Genomic DNA, 15,868 nt, shown 5'->3' with positions numbered 1-15,868 from the left:
CTTTTGCTTTCTAAATCGTAAAACGTTTATGAATAAATAAGATGACTTTTATTCGCGTTACTTATCTATTTAACTACCTGTTAATCAGTAGGATATATTTATCATGAGTACACCTGTCCCAGCTTCGAGTGACCCTACATCTGACAGTGAGCTGACAGCAAATCCTACTTCAAGTTTATTGACACTTGATCCCGATGAGCAAACAAATGAGCAGGGGGCACAGTTGGCTGCTGCGCTACACACTTTGCTCACTCAGCAAGGGTATCCTGTTGATAGTGTGCGTCTTTACGGAGTGATACATCAGCAGACAGAGCTGACAAGACTGGCAAGTATTGTCAAGATATTGGAGCAGTTAGGAGTTGATCAGCTGCCAGAGGCTTTACCAATGCCAGATGCGGCATTTTTGCCTTTATTGGCTTTACATCCCGTCCAGGGATGGGGAGTAATTCATCAACAGACCCCGCAGGGGCTGTGGCAGTTTAGCCAGTCTGAGAAAATTAGTGTTCATCCAAGTGATGCGTTTACACAATTACTGCGTATTCGCTTAGAAAGCGAGCCCAGCAAGCGTAAACAGCTGTCTTTTGACCAACTATTAAAAAAAGATCTAAAAAACTATCGTGGTATTGTCGTTGAAGCGGTGGTAGCGTCATTTTTGATTAATATTTTAGCATTGGCAGTGTCGCTTTTTTCGATGCAGGTTTATGATCGTGTGATTCCAACCCGGAGTGAATACACTCTCATTATTTTAGCCAGTGGGGTGGGTCTCGTCATCTTATTTGAAACTTTTATGAAGTTTGCCCGATCCAAGATTATGGATAAAGTAGTGGTCAACTTAGATCAATACCTATCTCGCGAAGTTTTTCAACGCTTGCTGAATGTACGTATTGATCAGATGCCAGGTTCGGTAGGGTCGATGGCAGCGCAGCTACGCGGTTATGAGCAGGTGCGCGGATTCTATACCGCCAGTACGCTATTTGGTTTGGTTGATATACCGATGGCGATTATATTTGTGACGCTCATTGTCATTATTGGCAATCCGTTGGTAGCCCTAGTGCCTATTTTGGCTGCTGTTGTCGCAATTATAATAGGATTCAGTGCGCGCAAAAGAATCGATAGTATTGCGGCGGTTGGCGCGTCAGCTTCTTACCGTAAAACTGGTATCTTAGTTGAGACCGTAGAGGGCGTTGAAACGATAAAGGCTGGATCAGGCAACTGGAAGTTTTTGTCACGTTGGCTTGATGTGATGAGTATCACTACCAAAAACGATCTGGACATGAAACATGCCAATGATAACTTGAGTTTTTTGTCGCAGATGATACAGCAGACTAGCTATGTAGGCATTGTGATTGTTGGCTCGTTTGTCGTGATGTCAGGAGATATGACCATGGGTGGCTTGATTGCCTGCTCTATTTTAGGCGGTCGTATTCTAGCACCAATTATGGGTATTCCCAATCTACTGGTACAGCATTCACATGCCAAAGCAGCAAAGCTTAATATTGAGCAGCTGTTCTCGCTAGAACAAGATAACCACGGGGTCAGTCATCCGCTATCGCCCAGTCATATCTCGGGTAATTTTGACCTAGATAAGGTAACTTTTAACTATCAAAATAATGACCAGCCTGCATTGGCTATTAACAGACTTCAAATAAAGGCGGGCGAGCGCATCGCGGTTTTGGGGCCAATTGGTTCTGGTAAGTCGACTTTGTTAAAAGTGCTATCAGGATTGTATGCACCTACTCAAGGCCGAATATTATTAGATGGACTTGATATTCAACAGATTAGCCGCGAGTCTTTAAGCGCGCAAGTCGGCTATCTACAACAAGATCATCGTCTATTTGAAGGTACTTTACGGGAGAACTTATTGATTGGCCTACCAGCCCCAAGTGATGATGTCATGCGTGATGCACTCATAAAGACGGGGTTGATTAAGTTGGTTGCCAGCCACTCTAGTGGCTTAGACTTGCCGATCAGTGAAGGAGGTAAGGGGTTATCAGGTGGTCAAAAACAACTGGTGGCGTTTACTCGCTTAGTACTAACCAAGCCTTCCGTTTTGTTGATGGACGAGCCGACAGCCTCTATGGATAGTCGGCAAGAAGCTCAATGTATCGAAGTACTTAGCAAAAATTTTGGCAGGGAGCATACTCTAATTGTTGCTACCCATAAAATGCCACTATTACGCTTGGTCGATCGTATTATTATTATGGACAACCAACAAATAGTAATGGATGGGCCCAAAGAAAAAGTACTTGCACAGTTAAAAGGTAATGATGATCAAAAGAATACAAAGAGGACTTCAGTTAAGATTAGTAACCCTAAGACGCGCATAGTCAGTAAAGACACTTCAAGCATTGAGCTAAAAACCGATGATCAATCTCATCAAGATGATAACCTAGGGCCAAATAATGAATAACTACCAACATAAATCTCATGATCCTAAAATTGGACGTACACGGATTATTATTTGGGGCGCGCTGATTGGAATAATTGTGTTAGTTGTTTGGGCTTATTTCGCCCAAATTGACCAAGTGACACGTGCAACAGCAACGGTCATCGCTAGTGCGCGAACGCAGGATATTCAAGCGGTAGAGGGTGGGGTGCTGACTGAGATATTGGTTAAAGAAGGTGAGGAAGTCACTAAAGGGCAATTGGTTGTCACACTTGAAGAAGAGCGGGCACAAGCAGCAGTGGCCAATGCCAGCTCTAAAATAGCAGCGCTAAAGGCTAAGCTGGCGCGATTAGAGGCTGAAATATATGAGCGACCATTAAGATTTCCAGATGACATAAAAAGCTATAGTGAGTACGTCGGAAACCAAACCCAACTCTATAATCGTCGTCGACAAGCGATTGACCAAGATGTCAGCTCTTTACAAAAGATGATGGTACTGGCGCAGCAAGAGCTCAGCATGAATGAGCCGCTATTAGAATACGGTGATGTCAGTCAAGCTGATGTGATCAAATTGCGCAGACAAGTGGCTGAGATCCAAGCCCAAATCACCAACAAGCGTAATAAGTATTTTGAAGAAGCACAGTCAGAGATGACCAAAGCCCAAGAAGAGCTGGACACTGAGCTTGAGCAGCTGCGTGACCATTCACAAGTGTTAGAAGAAACCAAACTATTTGCACCGACAGATGGCAAGGTTAATAATATTTTGATTACCACTATCGGCGGCGTTGTGAAACCTGGCGAGGTTATTATGGAGATATTGCCGACCAGTAGTGATCTTATTGTTGAGGCCAAAGTCACCCCAGTGGATGTCGCTTATGTAAAAGAACAACAAGCAGCAACTGTTAAGCTTGATGCTTATGATTATTCTATTTTTGGTGCTATGAATGGCACAGTAACATACATCAGTCCTGATACATTGATGGAACAAACGCCCAAAGGAGAAGAGCCTTACTATCGTGTGCAAATAAAAATCACCGGTGCTGAGTTCGCTGAGCGTAGTGATGAGATTGTGATCAAACCAGGGATGACTGCTTCAGTGGATATCAAAGCACAAGAGCGTTCAGTCCTTTCATACTTAACCAAGCCTATTACTAAGACTTTCTCTGAAGGCCTAGGAGAGCGCTAAATATGTCCTAGCAAAATACGGCCATAATAAATAGCCAAAGAAAAACCTACGTAATGAATTGAACTGCCCCCCATAAGTTGGACACAACTTTTGGGGTTTATTTTATGCGTTACGATCTAGACTTTAAGATCAAAGTCATTGCATACTACAAAGAAGGACATAGTAGCAGTGCGACAGGTGAGAAGTTTGGACTTGATAACAAGATAGTATCTAAGTGGGTTCAGCAGTATCAACATGGCGGTATAGATGCCATCAAACCTAAAACCAGTAAAGCTAAATACAGTAGCGACTTTAAACATCAAGTACTAACCACCATGCTGACGCAAGGATTAAGTCAATCTGAGACGGCGCTGACATTCAATATCAGCTCACCAGCTCTTATCAGTCATTGGCATAAAGCTTATCGGCTCTACGGTATGTCTGGACTCACATCCAAATATAAAGGTAGTACTATGGCATCTCCTATCACAGACAAACCCGATGATGAAAAGACCCCAGCAGAGCTCAAGCGTGAACTGCAATATCTGCGTGCGGAGAACGCCTATCTAAAAAAGCTCGATGCCTTGCTTCGGGAAAAGGAACAAGCTGTCAAAAAGCAAGGCTCATCGAAGGATTAAGACTAAAGCACTCGTTATCTGACTTACTCACCATAGCAAAGCTTGCAAGGAGTAGTTTCTACTATCATAGAGCACAGCTTTGGAGTGAAGATAAATACGCTGATCTCAAGCAGCGTATCAGGGATATCTACCATCATCATAAAGGTCGGTATGGCTATCGTCGAATTACCCAAGCGCTTAAGAATGAGGGCCTAATTCACAACCATAAACTGATTGCACGGCTTATGAGTGAGCTTAAGCTGACTGCTAGAATCAGACAACAGAAGTATCGATCCTACAAAGGACAGTGCGGCGTCATAGCTAAGAATAGAGTCAAGCGCAAGTTCAGGGCGGGTGCGCCTAATCGCAGGTGGTTTACTGACATTACTGAGTTTAAAGTGGGCGAGGATAAGTTGTATCTGTCTCCTATACTAGATTGCTATAACAATGAGATCATCAGCTATACGCTCTCAAGACGACCGGTATATGACTTAGTGAAACAGATGCTAGATAGTGCACTTAAAGGCATACCTAAAAAGCGCAAGGAGTAGCTAACACTACATTCAGATCAAGGCTGGCATTATCAGATGAAGCCGTTTGCAAAGTCGCTTAAAGCGAATCATATTAAGCAAAGTATGAGCCGTAAGGGGAATTGCTTAGACAATGCATTGATGGAAGGCTTCTTCGGTACGCTGAAGTGTGAGACGATTTATATTGATAAACCTAAAACCGTTGAGGCTTTAGAGAAACAGATTCATGAGTATATTCATTACTATAATCATGAGCGTATTCAGCTTAAACTAAAAGGACTGAGCCCTGTACAGTACAGAACTCAGTCCTTAATATAAAATTAAACTGTCTAAGTTTAGGGGGTCAGTTCAAATTACGTAGGTTTTTCTCTATCTAATGGCAATAACTGTGATTGTTATTATTGATTAAAGCTCACAATTAACGCTGTACGTCTGACCATTGTCTGAAGTGATAGTCATCACACCAAAGTCAGCTTTAGTATGCCAGTCATAAGTTGTTTTAGGGTTAACGTTGTTGACATAACGAGCGCCAGAACCTGATACTGCTTGTTCCATCATGACTTCGGCGTTATTTAGGCCGACTTTAGGCAAAGTAACGTTTAGCTTTGCCGCTTGACCGCTCGCTGAGTAGGCAGCTGTAACCATACCATCATCTTCACAAGTAAAAGACTGAACCACTTGTTGGGCGTCAGTGCTTGGTGCGGTAGTAGTAGGTGCATTCGTTGCACAGGCTGCTAGTAATACTGCGAAAGGTGCTACGGCTAATAGTTTTTTCATAATGTTTTATTCCTCAAGTTGGTGGGTGAATGTTAGTTGTGACACCGAGCAATATGATACAACAGAAGATGTAATTTCATGTTGTGATTAGAGTTCATGAAGGTAATTTTTACGACCTTTTTCGTGAGTATCTTGTATACAGGAGTTACTACCTAGCGTGCGTTATTCTATTGAGTGCTAAACTCTAACGTGCAAGCTTTGATAGTCCATTTATGCTATTTAAATTGGTGCTTTTAAAGTTTTTTTATTTAAAATAAATACCAGTACTGCCCCTAAGATCACCGAGCTTGCTATTACAAACTCTAGAGTCAGCTGCTCAGACAAAAACACCACGCCTAATACCGCTGCAAGTACTGGCACGCAAAGTTGTACGATTGCCGCTTGCGTGTTTTTTAATAATGGCATGGCCATATACCAAATGCTATAACCAACCCCAGAAGCGATTGCCCCTGAGGCGCAAGCAAGTAATATGCCTTGCATGCTGATCTCTCCGAGCCTACTCATCGCTACTAATAAGAGTATAGGAACCGCTACAAGGCTTCTGATGAAGTTAAAACCAGTAGCGCGAAGAGGGGACACACAGGACTTACCGCGTATGCTATAGACTCCCCAGGCGCTACCGCTAATCGCCATGAGCGTCGCTGCTGATAATGAAGGCATCGCTGCCGAAGGTAGCATCAAATATATAAATCCTGCTACTGCTACTATAAATGCCAGCCACTGCAAGGCGCTTAACTGCTCTTTTTTATAAATGCCCCAACCAATCATGGTGAGCTGCACCGCTGAAAATAAAATGAGCGCGCCAGTACCCGTATCTAGCTCTACATAAGCGATTGAAAAACACAGCGCATAAATGACTAAGCTTGTGCTACTTAACCAACTGCCTTTTTCCTTTACAGTTGCACCATCAAGGCTACGGTTAAGCTTTAGATACTGTGTATGCACTGCGATGATAATACCAAGGCAGGCGGCAGCGCTTATTAGGCGAATAATGGTAAAATTCCATGCGTCTATATATCCTTCTGCTAAGGCCATTCTGCAAAATAGAGAGTTTGCGGCAAAAGCGATTAACGCAATGACCGTATAGAGCGTGGCTTTCAAAAGTAATTCCTAATAAGTTCTAAGCTGGGCTAAAAGTACCAGCCTACGCCAATAAAGTGAAAGAGTTGAAAGTGGCGCATGAATAAACCTTAATAATCATAATAAAAAATTGCCTAAGCAAAAATTGGTTAAATAACTGATAAATATTAAAACTATCTTAAAGCCTCAAGCCATTCAACCACTTGCCGAACTCGCTCATTTCTATCACCACCAATACGCCTAAATGTTTTATTATGAGTCTCTAGCTGACTGGCAAAATACGCACTCATCTCTTCACGCTCGTGAGGCGCATCACGCAAATCATCAGCGACCCAAGGCGTATCAACTTCGGTTAACAAAATCAAATCATAGTGATGCGCCAATGCTGCTTTTGTAAGCGCCTCAGGACAATCACCGTAATACCAATTGGAGTAGACCATCAGCTCAAACAGACTGGTATCACAAAACAAATATTTTTTTGGATTAGAGTCTTGTTCACTGCCAATACTACTGGGTTGAGTATTTTTAGTCGCTTGTTGAGCCAGTTCATTTTCTAGCTCTATTTGACCCTGCGCGATGGGCAATAAGTCGTCCCAAGTGCAAGTTGCTTGCTCACTATCCCATTTTGCTTGCAGATAAGTGCGCATATATTCTGGCACCCACGGGCTCCTAAAGTGCGCTGATAAGTCACGGCACAAGGTCGTCTTACCAGTGCTTTCTGCACCTAACACAGCGACTTTGAAAACTGACTTAGGCGTATGCTGCGTGAGATTGAATGCGGTAGCGTCGTTGCCATTCATAATATGCCCAGATTGCGATGAGGGTGAATACTACATACTGTAGTGCGGTGAAAGTAAGGCCCTTATAAAAATATAATGGCACTGAAATGGCATCGGCGACTATCCATAACAACCAATGCTCGATTTTGCGGCTGGCCATCAGCCACATGGCGATCAAAAACAGCGCCGTGGTCAGCATATCGGTGTAATCGATCCAAGTAAACAAATGCAGTCCCATTACAGCACCGTCGAAACTGAAGTTATTATTAATCACTGGACGGAAATAATAAACCAGTGCCACAAAGCTGACAGTTGCGATAGATAATAGCGCCATTGTCGGTATATCACTAGCCTCAATATGTTCAATATCTATGTCATTTGAATTGGCGTTGCTATTGTCTTTATTATGCTCAAGGCTGTTATTTGTGTTGGTTTTATTCTTTGTCCAATTAAACCAACCATACAGACCCATCACGGTATAATAAGCGTTGATAAACATATCGCCAAACAACTGCCATTTCCAAAGTAAATACACAAAGATGGCAGTACTGACTAGGCCAATAGGGAAGACCAATACATTGAGTTTGCGGGCGAGTAAGACGCTAGTGACACCAAAGACAACGCCAATCAATTCAAGTATGATGAATAGGGTTGGGTAGTCGGCGTATTGTCCAAACAGCCAGTCTATAAGTCCTGTCACAATGCCTCCAGTTGGTTATTATTATGATTGGTCGTATGTAAAGTTTGCATGAGGTTTATTATATAGCAGCACTAAACCAAATGAGCCAGAATTCATAAGTTTTCGCTCAGACTTTGATTATTTGTAACAAGGTATTAGAAAAATAATTATATTCAGGCATAATAAGGCATTGTTTTTAAGTTTACAGTTATGCACCGAAAGTAAACGACACTTACTTCTTACCTTTTATGCTTAATCACTAAGCGCAACAGTAGTAGACAAGGAAGCTTATCATGACGACTTGTATTACCGGCACCGGCCTGTACATCCCCCCTTATAGCATCAGCAATGAAGAGCTGGTGGAATCATTCAACCAATATGTTGATAATTATAACGAACAGCATGCTGACGAGATAGCAGCAGAGACGGTGACTGCACTTGAGCACTCCTCAGCGGCATTTATCGAAAAAGTCTCTGGCATTAAATCGCGCTACGTGATGGAAAAAGACGGCATCCTAAATCCTGAAATCATGGCGCCAGTCATTGCCTATCGTAATCTGGGTGAAGAGCTGTCTGTCATGGCCGAGATGGGTGCTGCTGCGCTGAAAGACGCGCTTGCTGATGCCGGTCTTGAAGCCAACGACTTAGACGGTATTATTCTTGCCTGTTCGAACTTCCAGCGTACTTATCCTGCCGTCTCTATCGAGATTCAGAATGAAATCGGTATGGTTGGTGGTTTTGCCTATGACATGAACGTTGCCTGTAGTGCGGCTACTTTTGGTCTATCACAAGCACATGGCTCAATTGTATCTGGTCTTGCCAAACGTGTCGCTGTGGTCAACGTCGAAATCACGTCAGCGCATCTAAACTGGCGTAACCGTGACAGCCATTTCATCTTTGGTGATGTCGCAACGGCTTGTATCGTAGAAGAGTTGGATACACCAAAAGGTTATGAAATCGTAAACTGTAAGCTGTTTACTGAATTCTCTACCAATATCAAAAACGAATACGGTTTTATGGATCGCTCAGAGTTCTTGGCAGCCGAAACGCAAATGTATCCGGATATCAAAGAGCCCGTCACGGATAAGCTGTTTTTACAAAATGGCCGTAAAGTATTCCGTGAAGTCTGTCCAAAAGTGTCCGAAATTATCCTTGAGCACTTAAAAGAAAATGATATCCAGTCGGATGAAGTCAAGATGATGTGGCTACACCAAGCCAATGCCAATATGCTCGACTTAATCTTGCGTACGGTCATGGGTAAAGAGGCGGATAAAGGCATCGTGCCAAGCGTCATTGACGAGTTTGCCAATACCAGCTCTGCCAGTCCTATGATTGTCTTCCATCGTTATAAAGATGAGCTAGTATCAGGTGACTTGGGTGTAATCTGCTCATTTGGGGCTGGTTACTCTATTGGTTCAGTATTGGTACGTAAAGTTTAATATTTAACTAGAGTCTGTTGTCATTATAAAAATAGCCAAGAGAAATCTTGGCTATTTTTTATGATATTTCTTAAAATATGACAAGTTTAGAGAATATTTAAAGAATATTGAGAGAGGTATGCTGATATAAGCGTTAAGATTACGCACTGGTTTTAATTTACCCCTAAAAATTTGCTATAATCTCGGTCTTATTTTCCTCATTTAGATAAAAGCCCTTTTATGAAAGAATCCTTGCGCTTACGCTTAGACCAGATGGTAGACCGCTACGAAGAGGTTACCGCCTTATTGTCCGATCCTGGTGTCATCAGCGATAATAATAAATTCCGTGAGCTGTCGGTTGAACACAGCGACTTGATGGACATCACTACTTTATGGCAAAACTATGTGCGTGCTGAAACGGATCAAGCCGATGCCGAGAGTATGCTGGCCGATGCATCAGATCCAGAAATGAAGGAGATGATGCAGGAAGAGATTGACAGCGCCCGCGAAGCTATCTTAGAGATGGAAGAAGCGCTCAACGTCATGATGTTGCCAAAAGATCCGAATGATAAAGTGCCTGCTTTTTTGGAGATTCGTGCGGGCACTGGCGGTGATGAAGCGGCGATATTCTCAGGTGATCTGTTCCGTATGTATCAGAAATACGCACAGACGCAAGGGTGGACGATAGAGATACTATCCGCCAACGAAGGCGAGCATGGCGGTTATAAAGAGATCATCAGCCGTATATCGGGTAACAGCGTTTATGGTCGCTTGAAGTTTGAGTCTGGTGCGCATCGTGTTCAACGTGTCCCAGATACAGAAAGCCAAGGCCGCGTACATACCTCTGCTTGTACCGTGGCAGTGATGCCAGAAGTTGAGATTGATGATACAGTAGAGCTCAATCCTGCCGACATCAAGATGGATACCTTCCGCTCAAGCGGCGCCGGTGGTCAGCACGTTAACACCACAGACTCTGCGGTGCGTTTGACTCACATTCCAACAGGTACGGTGGTTGAGTGTCAGCAAGAGCGTAGTCAGCACAAAAACCGTGACAAAGCGATGAAAATGCTGGTCTCAAAGATTCAGCAAGCCAAAGTACAAGCGCAGGTCGATGTGGCAGATTCTATACGCCGCGACTTAGTGGGTAGTGGTGATCGTTCAGAACGTATCCGTACTTATAACTTCCCCCAAGGTCGCATGACTGATCATCGTATCAACCTAACGCTGTATAAGCTTGATTCCATTATGGAAGGTGACTTAGACGAGCTGCTAGATGCTCTATTACGTGAGCACCAAGCGGACTTGATGGCAAGCATCGGTGGTGGAGATTAGTAGAGCCCGTAGGCTACGTAGGTGTCAGTAGCTACAACAACAAGCTACTTATTATTAATCTAAATTTATTATTTTACTTTATTCATCGAATTATCTAACAATTTTGAGAATTTTATGTCAAAGCCCAACAATCAAAATCAAAATCAAAATCAGAACCAAGAACAAGCCCCAACTGTCGAGGAAGCCAATGAGCTTATCGCCCAACTACAAGCGAAGCTAGATGACATCAAAGCTTCAGGCAAACAGCCATATCCAAACGATTTTAAGCGTACTGATTTTGCCCAAGATCTGCAAACTGCCTTTGAAGGCGTCCCAAAGCAAGAAATTGAAGATAATGCTGCCAAAGGTGAAAAGACACAGGTCAATGTGGCTGGTCGCGTCATGCTCAACCGCGGTGCATTTATTGTCATTCAAGATATGACAGGTCGTATCCAGCTGTACGTTGCACGTAAAGAGCTAGATGAAGAGACGCTTGCTAGCATTAAGTCACTAGACTTAGGAGATGTGGTTGGCGTATCGGGTTATATTGGTCGCTCAGGTAAAGGTGATCTTTATGTCCACATTGAAGAGTTTCAATTATTAACCAAAGCCCTGCGCCCAATGCCAAATAAGTTCCATGGCTTGGCAGATGTGGAAGCGCGTTATCGTAATCGCCATCTGGACTTGATGACTAACGAATCTACTCGTGATACTTTTGTTGTGCGCAGCCAAGTGATCAGCGGTATTCGCAAGTTTATGCTGAATGAGCGTTTTATGGAAGTCGAAACGCCGATGATGCATCCTATCCCTGGTGGGGCGGTGGCGCGTCCGTTTGTAACCCATCACAATGCACTAGATATGCCGCTATATCTGCGTATCGCGCCTGAGTTGTATCTAAAACGCTTGGTCATTGGTGGTTTTGAAAAAGTATTTGAGATCAACCGCAGTTTCCGTAATGAAGGTGTATCCACGCGCCATAACCCTGAATTCACCATGATTGAGTTTTATCAAGCGTATGCTGATTATCATGATTTGATGGATTTGACCGAACGCTTATTCAATCAATTAGCGATGGATATTTTGGGCACGACTGAACTGACGTATCAAGGTGAGAGCATCAGTCTAAAAGCACCATTTGCGCGCATAACGATGACTGAGGCTATCGAAAAGTACGCCGAAGACTTTGATATGTCACGCATTGATGACCGAGAGTACTTAGCTGACTATGTCGCCAATACACTTAAGCAGCCAGTAAATGATGTCTTTGGCGTTGGTAAGTTAATCACTATCATATTTGAAGAGACAGCTGAGCATCAATTACGTCAGCCAACCTTTATCACTGAATACCCAGCTGAGACGTCACCGCTGGCACGCCGCAACGACGACAATCCTGAAATCACGGATCGTTTTGAGCTGTTTATTGGCGGTCGTGAATTGGCCAATGGCTTTAGTGAGTTAAATGACCCTGCTGATCAGGCGGAGCGCTTCCGTGATCAAGTCGCTGAAAAAGATGCAGGTGATGTAGAGGCCATGCACTTTGATGAAGAGTATATCGAAGCCTTGTCTTATGGTTTACCACCAACGGCAGGTGAGGGTATCGGCATCGATCGCTTGGTTATGTTATTCACTGACTCTGCCAGTATTCGTGATGTTATTTTATTCCCGCATATGCGCCGCAAGACTGATTAAGTGGGAGTCAATCTTTGAGTAAGGCTACTTATAATAAAGCCACTTATTGAGCGTACTATCAGTCACTGTTAAATCGGTAAGAAGCCAGACGAATGCGCTGGCTTTTTGCTACAATGAATAATCAAAACCTCACTTCAAACAAGTACTTCAAGCCACTTGGCATAATGGATAGATATGACGCAGCAATATCAAGTCTTAGCGCGTAAATACCGACCCAAAAACTTCCATGAGTTAATCGGGCAAACGCATGTCTCTCAGGCGTTAATCAACGCGATTGATTATAACCGACTGCATCATGCTTATCTGTTTACTGGTACACGCGGTGTTGGTAAGACCACCATTGCTCGCATCTTAGCGAAGTGTCTGAACTGCGATACTGGTGTGACCAGCACGCCGTGCGGTGTCTGTGATAACTGTGTGTCGATTGATCAAGGTCGCTTTATCGATTTGATCGAAATTGATGCCGCCTCGCGTACCAAGGTTGAAGACACGCGTGAGCTGCTTGATAATGTCCCTTATGCGCCAAGCCAAGGCCGCTATAAAGTGTATCTTATTGATGAAGTGCATATGCTATCGACGCATAGCTTTAACGCGCTCCTCAAAACCTTAGAAGAGCCGCCTGAGCATGTCAAATTCTTACTCGCGACCACTGATCCACAAAAGCTGCCGATTACCATTATCTCGCGCTGCTTACAGTTTGTGCTGCGTCCTTTACCGCAAACCTTGCTTAGTGAACATTTGGCCAATATTTTAACCCAAGAGCAGGTGGGCTTCACGCAGCCTGCACTTTGGCAGCTAGCAAGTGCTGCCAAGGGCTCGGTTCGTGATGCACTGTCATTAACAGATCAGGCGATTGCTTTTGGTCAAGGTGGATTAGATGATGTGACGGTCAATGCTATGCTTGGCTTGATCGACGCTGCTGATTTGGTCAGTTTGATCACAGACATTTATAATCATGATAAGCCTGCTGTTGCCGCCCATATCGAGCAGATGCGTGCACAAATGGTCGATGCGACCAGCATGTTTGATGGGTTGGCTGAGCTACTTCACCAATTGGCATTGGCTCAGTTATTACCTGAGGTTGCTTTGAATGTGAACGAAGCGCAAGCGCAGGATATTAATACGCTTGCCCAGCACATAAGCCCTGACGTCTTACAGTTATATTATGAGATTGTGATACAAGCACGAGAAGGCATCAAGCTTGCTAGTACTCCCATGCAAGCGCTTGAAATGTGTATTCTACGCCTACTCGCATTTCGCCCGTTACCGACCAATGAAATATTAGCTGAGGCACCTGCCACCACGGCCACGGCGACATCAACTGCACCTATAGAAAACACTTCCTCTACTGAGCCTGCAAAAGTCTCTGGACACATGGAATCGCAAGCGCCGGCGCAGACTTATGACATTGATTATCAAAACCAAAGTAAAATAGAAAATTCAACAAGTTATTACGCTGATATTGAGCCAGTTCTAGACGACAGTCGTAGCGACATTGATGAGTTGCCAACGTTAATTAATAACAGCGCGCCTGAACCGATTGTTGAGCCTGAACCGATTGTTGAGCCTGAACCGATTGTTGAGCCTGAACCTGATTGTTGAGCCTGAACCGATTGTTGAGCCTGAACCGATTGTTGAGCCTGAACCGATTGTTGAGCCTGAACCGATTGTTGAGCCTGAACCGATTGTTGAGCCTGAACCGATTGTTGAGCCTGAAGCGATTGTTGAGCCTGAACCGATTGTTGAGCCTGAACCGATTGTTGAGCCTGAACCGATTGTTGAGCCTGAACCGATTGTTGAGCCGAGTCGAAATGATTCTCAATTAATATCACAGTCGAATGATCCGCGTGTACTACTACGTTGTCCACCGCAAGATCTAACGGGGGAATGGACGCCAGAAAAGTGGGACTACTGGTTACAAACTGCTCGTGAGGCAGGTAGCCTCGCAACAGATGAGCTGGCTCTGGCGCGTCAAGGCATGATGAGTGGTAGTTGTAATGGTAAATCCGTCTTTGTGACCGCTGTAGATAGCAAACACTTACAAACCACCTTTGAAGCATTGGCTGAAAAGTTGCAGCACCAGTTCCCGCAAGCGGAGATTGCTTTACAAGTAGATGGTAGCGTGATGCAAGATGAAAATAAGACTCCTGAGCGCCGCCAGCGTCAAAGGGTAGCACAAGCTTCTTCAGTGGCAGAAACGATGTTACTTGAGTCACCAGTGATGCAGTATTTGCTGAGCCGTGGAGAAGGGAAAATGGGTAAGGTTAAGTTAACTTAAACAATTGAGGGAAAATTGGTTCTATGCCTTAGTAAAAACACTCAAGGTAGTATTGAATAATGGTTTTTTACCGTAATTCATTGATGTTATTGAGTATTAATAAAGTATGGTTTGCGTAGTGATTTGTGGAATGGCTATATACTCCGCTATAATAGTTAAGTTATATTAAAAAATGAAATTAGCTGAAAACAGCTTAGGTGAAACTATGTTAGATAATTTACGCGGTATGGCCGTGTTCGCCAGCGTGGTCGGACACGGTTCTTTTAGTGGCTCAGCTCGTGAGCTTGGTATTACAACCAGTGCAGTTAGCCAACAGATTCGATCGTTAGAAAATGAGCTGGGCGTGGTGCTATTGCACCGTTCTACTCGTAAGCTAAGTCTAACCGAAGCCGGCGCGAGTTTTTATGAAGCGGCAAAAGATGTGGTCAGCGCTGCTGAGCAGGGTCGAATTAAGGTCAACCAGTTGCGTGATGAGTTAGCGGGCAGTCTACGTATCGCTACTACCCCTGAGCTAGGTGTCAATCATATTTTACCCGCCTTATCCACTTGGATGGCGGCACATGATGATTTAAGTATTACTTTTTTGGCAGACAACCACTATGTTGATTTGATCGATGAGCGTATTGATATCGCCATTCGTATGAGCCCTAGCATTAATGATCTAACATTGAGTAATCATCCCCTGTCTGATGTGCGTCAAGTGCTAGTGGCTTCACCGCAATATCTGCGCCATCACAAAAAACTCGAGTCTCCCAAAGACTTAAATGAACATCAGCTCATTTGTATCGAAATCATGAAAGACTCCAACCAACTGGATTTCATCCAAACCGAAACCGGTAAAAAAACACGGTTAAAAATGACATCACGTATCCATACCAATAATGTATTCATGGCGACGACTTTGGCCAAAGAAGGTCATGGTGTAGTCAGAATGATGGAAATGGACATCAAAAAAGAGCTTGATAAAGGTGATTTGGTTGAGGTGCTCACGGGCTACCAATTACCAAGCTTTGTTCTATATGCCGTAACCTTGAACCGTGAGCAGCAACCTGCAAAAGTTACGCGCTGTTTAGAGGTATTAAAAAAATACTTTCATGCTGGTTAATTATCCAGAGCAAAATATAAAAGCTATTATGCATAACTAAAAACCTCCAGATTT

14 protein-coding genes and 1 pseudogene are annotated in these 15,868 nt (G+C 43.7%); 10 read left to right on the top strand and 5 right to left on the bottom strand.

Annotated elements, in window-relative coordinates; translation table 11 throughout:
* The first annotated feature begins 103 nt into the window (after window positions 1-103).
* The 5 genes from JMY01_RS06480 (at window position 104) to JMY01_RS06460 (ending at window position 5,016) form a co-directional block, all read left to right on the top strand.
* Window positions 104-2,410, top strand: coding sequence for a type I secretion system permease/ATPase (locus tag JMY01_RS06480; RefSeq protein ID WP_201574802.1), 2,307 nt, complete (start codon window positions 104-106; stop codon window positions 2,408-2,410).
* Window positions 2,403-3,572: an HlyD family efflux transporter periplasmic adaptor subunit gene (locus JMY01_RS06475; RefSeq protein ID WP_201574801.1), complete on the top strand. Its 1,170-nt coding sequence runs from the start codon at window positions 2,403-2,405 to the stop codon at window positions 3,570-3,572. Before JMY01_RS06480 ends, JMY01_RS06475 begins: the two co-directional genes overlap by 8 nt.
* 104 nt (window positions 3,573-3,676) lie before the next feature.
* Window positions 3,677-4,189 carry a helix-turn-helix domain-containing protein gene (locus JMY01_RS06470; RefSeq protein ID WP_201574800.1) on the top strand — a complete coding sequence of 171 codons (513 nt, stop codon included), beginning with the start codon at window positions 3,677-3,679 and terminating at the stop codon, window positions 4,187-4,189.
* Entirely contained in the window at window positions 4,093-4,719 is a 627-nt protein-coding gene (locus tag JMY01_RS06465) for an IS3 family transposase (RefSeq protein WP_201577322.1), read from the top strand. The genes JMY01_RS06470 and JMY01_RS06465 overlap by 97 nt, the downstream gene beginning before the upstream one ends.
* A gap of 36 nt (window positions 4,720-4,755) precedes the next feature.
* On the top strand, window positions 4,756-5,016 hold the full coding sequence (locus JMY01_RS06460; protein WP_201574799.1) for an IS3 family transposase: 261 nt from the start codon (window positions 4,756-4,758) through the stop codon (window positions 5,014-5,016).
* An 87-nt stretch (window positions 5,017-5,103) separates the two neighbouring features.
* Here the strand turns inward: JMY01_RS06460 and JMY01_RS06455 are convergent, their stop codons facing one another.
* The 4 genes from JMY01_RS06455 to pnuC all read right to left on the bottom strand — a co-directional run bounded on the left by JMY01_RS06455 (window position 5,104) and on the right by pnuC (window position 8,034).
* The gene (locus tag JMY01_RS06455) at window positions 5,104-5,475 is read right to left on the bottom strand and encodes an MliC family protein (protein WP_201574798.1); all 372 of its coding nucleotides are present in this window, start codon (window positions 5,473-5,475) and stop codon (window positions 5,104-5,106) included.
* A 219-nt stretch (window positions 5,476-5,694) separates the two neighbouring features.
* On the bottom strand, window positions 5,695-6,576 hold the full coding sequence (locus tag JMY01_RS06450) for a DMT family transporter (protein ID WP_201574797.1): 882 nt from the start codon (window positions 6,574-6,576) through the stop codon (window positions 5,695-5,697).
* 152 nt (window positions 6,577-6,728) lie between these two features.
* Window positions 6,729-7,355, bottom strand: coding sequence for an AAA family ATPase (locus JMY01_RS06445; RefSeq protein WP_201574796.1), 627 nt, complete (start codon window positions 7,353-7,355; stop codon window positions 6,729-6,731).
* On the bottom strand, window positions 7,306-8,034 hold the full coding sequence (gene pnuC / locus JMY01_RS06440; RefSeq protein ID WP_201574795.1) for a nicotinamide riboside transporter PnuC: 729 nt from the start codon (window positions 8,032-8,034) through the stop codon (window positions 7,306-7,308). Before pnuC ends, JMY01_RS06445 begins: the two co-directional genes overlap by 50 nt.
* A 272-nt stretch (window positions 8,035-8,306) precedes the next feature.
* On the opposite strand from pnuC, the gene JMY01_RS06435 reads away from it, so the two are divergent.
* From JMY01_RS06435 to dnaX, 4 genes and pseudogenes are all read left to right on the top strand, one after another.
* Window positions 8,307-9,452, top strand: coding sequence for a beta-ketoacyl-ACP synthase III (locus tag JMY01_RS06435; protein WP_201574794.1), 1,146 nt, complete (start codon window positions 8,307-8,309; stop codon window positions 9,450-9,452).
* Window positions 9,453-9,671: 219 nt separating this feature from the next.
* Window positions 9,672-10,763: a peptide chain release factor 1 gene (gene prfA / locus JMY01_RS06430; protein WP_201574793.1), complete on the top strand. Its 1,092-nt coding sequence runs from the start codon at window positions 9,672-9,674 to the stop codon at window positions 10,761-10,763.
* Window positions 10,764-10,877: 114 nt separating this feature from the next.
* Window positions 10,878-12,431 carry a lysine--tRNA ligase gene (gene lysS / locus JMY01_RS06425; protein ID WP_201574792.1) on the top strand — a complete coding sequence of 518 codons (1,554 nt, stop codon included), beginning with the start codon at window positions 10,878-10,880 and terminating at the stop codon, window positions 12,429-12,431.
* A 174-nt stretch (window positions 12,432-12,605) separates the two neighbouring features.
* A pseudogene (gene dnaX, locus JMY01_RS06420) lies at window positions 12,606-13,794 on the top strand (DNA polymerase III subunit gamma/tau); the annotation flags it as partial.
* A gap of 149 nt (window positions 13,795-13,943) precedes the next feature.
* Here dnaX and JMY01_RS14425 read toward each other — a convergent pair.
* Window positions 13,944-14,189 carry a hypothetical protein gene (locus JMY01_RS14425; RefSeq protein WP_374220365.1) on the bottom strand — a complete coding sequence of 82 codons (246 nt, stop codon included), beginning with the start codon at window positions 14,187-14,189 and terminating at the stop codon, window positions 13,944-13,946.
* A gap of 725 nt (window positions 14,190-14,914) precedes the next feature.
* Here JMY01_RS14425 and JMY01_RS06410 point away from each other — a divergent pair.
* Complete coding sequence (locus tag JMY01_RS06410) at window positions 14,915-15,814, top strand: LysR family transcriptional regulator (RefSeq protein ID WP_201574791.1); 900 nt, start codon at window positions 14,915-14,917, stop codon at window positions 15,812-15,814.
* Window positions 15,815-15,868: the final 54 nt, after the last annotated feature.

It is taken from the genome of Psychrobacter sp. H8-1 (genome assembly GCF_904846575.1).
Lineage (GTDB): Bacteria > Pseudomonadota > Gammaproteobacteria > Pseudomonadales > Moraxellaceae > Psychrobacter > Psychrobacter fulvigenes.
This window is presented reverse-complemented; position numbering and strand designations above follow the sequence as displayed.